The sequence below is a fragment of the Rhodococcus sp. NPDC055112 genome, assembly GCF_053607505.1.
Genome location: NZ_JBSGTR010000004.1, coordinates 160655 through 162338, shown reverse-complemented (window position 1 = coordinate 162338; position 1684 = coordinate 160655). Strand labels below are relative to the sequence as shown.

Genomic DNA, 1684 nt, shown 5'->3' with positions numbered 1-1684 from the left:
GCGCGCGACCGCTGGGACGCGGTCACCGCGCGGTGTCGGTTCGGCGCTGTCCCAGGTTCAGGCCGCCCCGCCCCAGAAGTCGACGAGCACCGTCGTCAGCTCCTCGGGCTTCTCCTCGTTGGGCGTGTGCGCGGCCCCCGCGATGACCTCGAATTTCACGCCGAGGCGCGAGGCGGCGTCGGCCTGTACGTCCACCGGGATGATGTCGTTCTCGCCCGCGGCGACGAGGATCGGCAGGCCGGTCGCGGCCAGTTCCTCGACGCGGTCCGGCTCGACGCTCATGGTGAGGGCGATGCCTGCGATGTTCGCGGTCCTGGTGGCCATCATGCGGTTGTAGAGGAACTCCTTGACCGGTGCAGGGAAGATCTCCTCGAAGGCTCCGAACATGGCCTTCCACAGCGCCTCGTTGCCGCCGGCCCACAGCAGGTCGGGGATCTGACTCATGTCCATGCCCAGGTCCTGGCCGCTCGGCGGCGAGTCGAGGATCACGTAGTCCAGGAATCGCTTCGGGTCGTTCAGCACGGCGGCCCTGGTGACGAGGCCGCCGAAGCTGTGGCCGAGGAGGTGAACCTTCTCGCCGGGCGCGGCCCGGTCGAGCACTTCGGCGAGGTCGAGAGCGAACTTGGCGATGGTGTACTCGCCGACCGCATCCGGGCCGTCCGGCCCGTCCGAGTCGTACTGGCCGAGCTGCGAGTACGAGATCAGGCGGTAGCCCGCGGCGGTGACGAACGGCGCCATCGGGAGGAAGTCCTCCCGAGAGCCGGTGAAGCCCGGGACCATGACTACGGTCCCCTTGGCCTCCACACCCGCCTCGGGCGTCGCCTCGAAGAAGGACAGCTCACCGCGCGAGATCGTGATGCGGGACAGGGTGACGGTCATGCGGGCTCCTTAATTACCGAGTGATTAGTAGGTTAACTCCACGCCGCGGGCGAGACGCCGACCGCCACGCTCCGACCTTGCGTGTTGACGAATGTCAACACGGCGATGGACGGCGGATACGCTCACACCGTGGACCACGAGGAGAGCAGCTATCGGTACTCGTTCATCACGCCCCTGTTGCCGGCCTCCGTGGAGAAGCGGATCCGCGACGACCTCGGTGCCACGGTGACCACTCACGGGCACCTCAACGTCGTCACCGTGATCGGCGCCGCGTACCGGCGCGCCGTCGCAGGCATGAATCTCGCCGAGGCCCTTGCCGAGCGCGGTGTCGCCGCGGAACGAACGCAGCCCGACCTCGTCAATCGCCGGATGATCGCCGAGCGCGCCGGCTGCACCAGGCAGGCAGTCGCACTCTGGGTGACAAGGCAACGGCACCAACATGATCCGTTCCCCCTGCCCGTCACCCTGACCCCGGGGGAGACCTGGGCGTGGGCCGAGGTCAATTCCTGGCTCGGCCGCAACGGATACGCCCACGAGACCGACTGCACCATCCCGGGGCTCGAGGACCACGCGCGACTCGACTCGCACCTGCTGTCCCACCGCGACGAGTACCGCGAGATCGCCGCGGCCGCCCGCCGGAATCGCCCCTAGGGGCTGAACGCGCCGAGAGGGCATTTCATCACCGTGACGCAATGGGGTGACGCAGCAGGAGACGCCTCGACCGCGTGACCCGGGGGATACTCTGAACAGAAAAGTTGGCGATCGCCGATGGCGAAGCGCTGCAGCCCTCTGCATGAGGTTGATG

General features: G+C 67.9%; 2 protein-coding genes. One reads left to right on the top strand and one right to left on the bottom strand.

Annotated elements, in window-relative coordinates; all coding sequences use genetic code 11:
• Positions 1-57: 57 nt before the first annotated feature.
• Positions 58-879, bottom strand: a complete 822-nt coding sequence (locus ACWFRB_RS04055) for an alpha/beta fold hydrolase (protein WP_452639012.1) — start codon at positions 877-879, stop codon at positions 58-60.
• A gap of 129 nt (positions 880-1008) precedes the next feature.
• Between ACWFRB_RS04055 and ACWFRB_RS04050 the strand changes: the two genes are divergently transcribed.
• Positions 1009-1530: a hypothetical protein gene (locus ACWFRB_RS04050; protein WP_452639010.1), complete on the top strand. Its 522-nt coding sequence runs from the start codon at positions 1009-1011 to the stop codon at positions 1528-1530.
• Positions 1531-1684 lie beyond the last annotated feature (154 nt).

Bases quoted from the DNA above. Each gene is read 5' to 3' on its own strand.
- ACWFRB_RS04055 (WP_452639012.1), bottom strand. From the start codon at position 879: ATGACCGTCACCCTGTCCCGCATCACGATCTCGCGCGGTGAGCTGTCC.